Below are 5,479 nucleotides of genomic sequence, written 5' to 3'. Positions count from 1 at the left end.
TGCTCTTCCGATCTAAATGAAACCAAACTTAAGAAGGTAAACCTGATTTTTTCAATAAATATATATATAAATAATTAATCTCAAACAGTAAGTTTATCGGTGATTGTTAATGAATGATGGTGATTTCATAGAACTTAGTTACGAGATGAGGGCTGGCCCAGACAAAAAATTAATATCAACAAGCAAGGAAGATGTTGCGAAGGCAGAGAATATTTTCGATGATAAGAAGAAATACAAGGATGTTGTATTAATTATTGGTAGCGAGGGCATGTTTAAGGCAATAAATGACTCATTTAAAAATGCCGAAATAGGAAAGGAATATGAGGTTGTTGTTCCGGCAAAGGATGCATATGGCCTCAGGGATAATAAAAATATTAAGGTTGTTCCAATGAGGGAGTTCCAGAGGAATAATATAACACCAGAGGTCGGCAAGGAGGTTAATATTGGCAACAAAATTGGCAGGATAATATCAGTTACGCCGGGCAGGGTGCTTATTGATTATAATCATGAACTTGCAGGTAAGGATCTGTATTATAAATACGAAATTAAAAAGGTTATTACTGACGAATCTGAAAAGGTAAAGGCCATAATAGATATGGAGTACAGTGACGCCGATGAATTTGAGGTATCATTAGAAAATGATATAATAAATATTCAAATACCTGAAAAGGCAAAATTTGATGTTAACTGGCTTGATTCAAAATATAGAATAGCAAACGACATAAGAAAATACATACCTGATAAGGATACAATAATTAAAGAGCTTTACAAGAGGGAGGAAAAGAAATCTGAGGAAGTGCAGGAATCAGAGAAAAAGGAAGAAAATAAGGAAGAAAATAATGGCACCTCCGAGAATCAGGAAGTTAAAGAAAAGCAATAATGGACATTAAAAATCTTATTTCAGTAATCCTTGTTGAACCAAAATATCAGGGAAATATTGGCGCAGTTGCCAGATCCATGGCAAATAGTGGTTTAACAGACTTAAGAATAATTAAGACTATACCTGATGAGGAGGCCATGCATCGCGCCATGCATGGTGATTACATTTTAAAAAATGCAAAAATATATAATACATTTGAAGAGGCCATTAAAGGTTTTGATATAATTGCCGGAACATCAGATGTTTCAAAATCAGGGAACAAATTTAGGCGTGTCCCCGTATCACCAGAATACTTCTGGGATAATTATGGTCTGAACGGGCAGAAGGTTGCACTGGTATTTGGCCGTGAGGATAACGGTCTTCATAATTCTGAACTGGATAAATGCAATTTTTTCATAAAAATTATAGGGAATCCCGAATATCCTGTTTATAATTTATCCCATGCAGTTGCGATTATTTTATATGAAATGATTGTGAGATACTATAAAACAAATGTTATAGAGGCTAAAGATGTTATAACCTCCGAAAATTTAAATGTTTTAATGTCCAGAATCGAATATTTGTTAACCTTAGTGGATTACAAGGATTTTCAGATCAACATACTTATGACAATGCTTAATAAAATCATTGGCCGTGCCCAGATAACAGAATCTGAATTTTACAAAATAATGGGAATACTAAGACAGATCATAAACCGTCTGGAAAATAAAACGCATGAATAAAGTTTATCAATCGGTTATGCATTTATAACTAGCGTAAGGAAAATGCTAACATCAAATAGAAAAATAGATGATCTGCCAGTTACGCCATACCTGTTAAAGATAACAATGCTTTCCTCCATGGGAATTTTTATGGATGGATATGTATTAACAATATATTCAATAGCAATCCTTTATATGAAGCAGTATTTTGGCATAATTACATCCCCATATTATGCATATTACATCGCCATTATGGGTTCATCCCTATTTATTGGAATGTTCTTTGGAAGCATTGTTCTTGGGAATCTTTCTGATCGCTTTGGCAGAAAAAAGCTCTATGAATATGATCTTGTAATTACAGTAATATTCCTTTTATTAAGCGGATTATCAACAAATATAATAGAATTTATAATATTCCAGATTTTTACAGGCATTGGAATAGGCGCTGACTACCCAATAAGTTCCTCCATACAGGCAGAATTTTCTCCCAAAAATAAAAGAGGCGAACTTCTTGTATTTAATATCTTTTCATGGACCCTTGGTGGCGTGGCATTATTGCTTGTTTCCATACCTGTTATTCTTTATACACCATCCATGTTAAACTGGAGACTCCTTTATATAACCGCTACTGTGATTCCGGTTATTGTAATATTTTCCAGAAGGAATCTTCCGGAGAGTCCATTCTGGCTCAGTAAAAATGGCAACAAAACAGAGGCGTTAAAATCATCCAAGGCGGTTGCCTCGTCTGCAGGCCTTGATATAGATTCAATACCCGATGTGGAAAGGGGTGATTCAAAAATAAGAAATCTATTTAGTAAAAAATATCTTGCCTCAACTGTTTTTGTATCAATTGCATGGTTTTCTTATGATGTTTCAAGTTATGGTGTATGGGAATATACACCCTCGGCATTTGCATATAGCAGTTCAAATATAGTCCTTGTGGTACTTGCCACACTTTTAGAAGAATTACCTGTTTTTATAGGTTTTCTTATATGCATGTACCTTGTTGAAAAAACAGGCAGAAAAAGTCTGGAAATACTTGGTTTTGGCGGTGCTGCCATTTCATTGATTGTTTTCGCAATTCTAACGAATTACATAGCATTCACCTTAATATTTACATTTATGGCCTTTGCCATAATGCATTTATTTCATAATATAGGTCCAACAAACCTTACCTACGATTATCCTGTTGAGATATTCCCAACTAGAATACGGGGAACTGCAATGGGATTCGCCACATCTGTTTCAAGAATAGGTGCAATACTTGGTACAATTGCATTCCCCATAATACTCTTTAGCCTTCCATTCAAATATGTTTTAATTTTCCTGATAATTTTCGAAATCACTGGTTTTACCGTTACATATTTACTTGCACCGGAGCCAAAGGGAAAACACCTTACTTAAATTCAATAAATTTATTAATTAATTATCAATATAGAGCCATGTCGATCAAAGTAGAGAGAAAGACAAGCATTCAAATTGTAAACATAATAACAGGTTTGCTTGAAAGATCGCGCGAGAGTGGTTCCCCATTCTGGAGGGACATAGCATTAAGATTGAGTTCCTCACGCAGAAATTATGCAAAGGTAAACCTTGGAAAGTTGAATGACCTGGTTAATGACAGTGATGTTATAGTTATACCCGGATTTTTATTATCCTCAGGTATCTTTAACAAAAAAATTAAAATTGCTGCATTAAAGGCATCTCCAAAGGCCAGGGCAAAACTTGAGGCCGCAGGTGCCGAGTATGTAGATCTTCAGGATCTTGCAAATGAAAATCCAAAGGGTACTGGAATAAAAATAATAAGGTGATTTAAATGATATATATAAACGCTGAAAATCATATTTATGGAAGACTTTCCGCATATGTTGCAAAGCAGTTACTTCAGGGCGAGGAGGTTACAATAGTAAATGCGTCAAAGGTTGTTATAACAGGAAAAAGGAGTTACATCCTTGACAAATTTAATCATAGAAGGGATATAGGAAGCGTAAGAAAAGGGCCTTATTATCCCAAAACACCAGATGCAATATTAAGGCGTGCAATAAGGGGCATGCTTCCTGTAAAAACATCCCATGGCCTTGAAGCATTTAAGAGGTGCACTGTATACTCAAATATACCAAAATCATTGCAGAACAATGATTTTATTAAGGTAGATAGGGCTATAAATATTAATGCAACTGGTTTTATAACACTTGGTGAAATATCAAAAATATTGGGTGAAGTAAATGAGCAGTGAGGTTTTAACAGTAGGTAAGAGAAAAACGGCAATAGCAAGGGCCGTTACAAAAAAAGGCACCGGTAAGGTTCTCATAAATGGTGTTCCAATAGAATTATACCCCATAGAACTGCTAAGAAACAAAATGATGGAGCCATTAAAAATCCTCGGAGACCGTGCCAGTGAAATAGATATAGAAATAAAAGTGCACGGTGGTGGAAATACAGGGCAGGCAGATGCATGCAGAACTGCAATTTCCAAGGGAATAGTTCAGTATTTCAGCGATGATCATGAGCTTGAAAATACATTAAGATCATATGATAGAACCATGCTTGTTAATGATATAAGAAGAAAGATGCCGAAAAAGCCAATGGGTTATGGTGCCCGTGCAAAGAGGCAGAAATCATACAGGTGAGTCTATGATAATACCGGTAAGATGTTTTAGCTGTGGCAGGGTCATAGCCTCAGATTACATAAAATTTGTGGAGGAATCCAAAAGGATAAGAAATGAAACCGGTCATGAACCAACCGGTGCAGAAAAATCTGAGATTCTGGATAATCTTGGAATAGAAAGGTACTGCTGCAGAAGGATGATACTATCAAATGCAGATTTGATAGATGAAATTATATCATACTAATTTTTAAATTTAATTTATATTTTTAATAGTCTTTTAATATTTCAGGCATTGATTCTAAATAAAGATGATTTGTATTAAAGTGCCCAACAGGATATTCCTTGTATGTATGTGAAATGTTAAGCATTGAGAGTTTTTCGTGTATCATATTCATGCCTATGTTTATGCTGTACTCATCATAAATACCTGTTTGAAGTATTATCTTTTTATTTTTTAGGGAAATGCCAGATGTATCAATAATATTAACTGGATCAAATTTAAGCCATGCATTCCAGTGCTCATTTAATCCACCATCATTTAAATCAAATGGCAGGTTAATTTCAGTGTTTTTGGGTGAATAAAAGGCTGACATGGCAATTATATTCTCTGCTGTAAGCTCATCCTGGCTGTGGATATAATCAGAATTAAATTTTTCCATAAACTTTTTTATGCCCAGATTTTTAAGTATTTTATATGCCACAGGAAAATCCCTTAGATATGAATAATGAAAATATGAATCTCCGGAGATGTCTATAAATCCTGAAAATATATCTGGATTATGCAATGCATTATAAATAGAGCCAAAACCACCTGACGATTTTCCAAAGAGGTAAACATCGCGTTTTCCATATATTTTAAATAGAAACTTTATCAGATCCTTTGTAATAAAGTCGCTGTAATTTCCAACGGCAGTAGAATTTACATACTGGTTGCCCCTGAAGTATGTCATTGTATCTGGCAGTATAATTATGAAACTGTATTTTTTAGATATTTTATTTAAAACATCCATAAAATCAATATTTGTATAACTTTTATTCAAAAAACTCCTGGAAGACCCAAAAAAACCTGCAAGTCCTACAAGCAATGGCGTATTTTCTTTAGGACTGTTTTCAATGATTGTTACCTCCCTCTGTGGTTTATCATTTACGGGATTATCATGTAATGCCTCTGAATCTAAAATTTTTGTTATTATCTCCATGGTCTATGATGGGTCATTTCTACTTAAATTTTAACACTTTAAATGAAAACTATATTTTCTATAAAATAAATTATTAGATTTATATGTTAA

General features: G+C 34.2%; 8 protein-coding genes. 7 read left to right on the top strand and 1 reads right to left on the bottom strand.

Annotated features, from left to right (window positions below; genetic code table 11):
- The first annotated feature begins 109 nt into the window (after positions 1 to 109).
- From AOG55_RS01550 to AOG55_RS01520, 7 genes are read left to right on the top strand one after another with little or no spacing between them, the layout of a single operon-like run.
- Positions 110 to 880 (top strand): peptidylprolyl isomerase, encoded by a 771-nt coding sequence (locus AOG55_RS01550; RefSeq protein WP_048100776.1) that lies wholly within the window; start codon positions 110 to 112, stop codon positions 878 to 880.
- A complete protein-coding gene (locus AOG55_RS01545) occupies positions 880 to 1,602 on the top strand; it encodes an RNA methyltransferase (RefSeq protein WP_048100777.1) in 723 nt (240 codons plus the stop codon). Before AOG55_RS01550 ends, AOG55_RS01545 begins: the two co-directional genes overlap by 1 nt.
- Before the next feature lie 42 nt (positions 1,603 to 1,644).
- Positions 1,645 to 2,985: an MFS transporter gene (locus tag AOG55_RS01540; protein WP_048100778.1), complete on the top strand. Its 1,341-nt coding sequence runs from the start codon at positions 1,645 to 1,647 to the stop codon at positions 2,983 to 2,985.
- A gap of 38 nt (positions 2,986 to 3,023) precedes the next feature.
- Positions 3,024 to 3,392, top strand: a complete 369-nt coding sequence (locus tag AOG55_RS01535; RefSeq protein ID WP_048100779.1) for a 50S ribosomal protein L18e — start codon at positions 3,024 to 3,026, stop codon at positions 3,390 to 3,392.
- 5 nt (positions 3,393 to 3,397) lie between these two features.
- A complete protein-coding gene (locus tag AOG55_RS01530) occupies positions 3,398 to 3,817 on the top strand; it encodes a 50S ribosomal protein L13 (protein WP_048100780.1) in 420 nt (139 codons plus the stop codon).
- Positions 3,807 to 4,211, top strand: coding sequence for a 30S ribosomal protein S9 (locus AOG55_RS01525; protein ID WP_048100781.1), 405 nt, complete (start codon positions 3,807 to 3,809; stop codon positions 4,209 to 4,211). The genes AOG55_RS01530 and AOG55_RS01525 overlap by 11 nt, the downstream gene beginning before the upstream one ends.
- A gap of 4 nt (positions 4,212 to 4,215) precedes the next feature.
- Positions 4,216 to 4,434, top strand: a complete 219-nt coding sequence (locus AOG55_RS01520) for a DNA-directed RNA polymerase subunit N (RefSeq protein WP_048100782.1) — start codon at positions 4,216 to 4,218, stop codon at positions 4,432 to 4,434.
- 22 nt (positions 4,435 to 4,456) lie between these two features.
- On the opposite strand, the gene AOG55_RS01515 is transcribed toward AOG55_RS01520, so the two are convergent.
- Positions 4,457 to 5,389 carry an alpha/beta hydrolase-fold protein gene (locus AOG55_RS01515; protein WP_048100783.1) on the bottom strand — a complete coding sequence of 311 codons (933 nt, stop codon included), beginning with the start codon at positions 5,387 to 5,389 and terminating at the stop codon, positions 4,457 to 4,459.
- Positions 5,390 to 5,479 lie beyond the last annotated feature (90 nt).

The sequence above is a fragment of the Acidiplasma cupricumulans genome (assembly GCF_001402935.1).
Lineage (GTDB): Archaea > Thermoplasmatota > Thermoplasmata > Thermoplasmatales > Thermoplasmataceae > Acidiplasma > Acidiplasma aeolicum.
The sequence above is the reverse complement of the archived record's forward strand: the minus strand, read 5'-3'. Positions and strand labels throughout refer to the sequence as shown.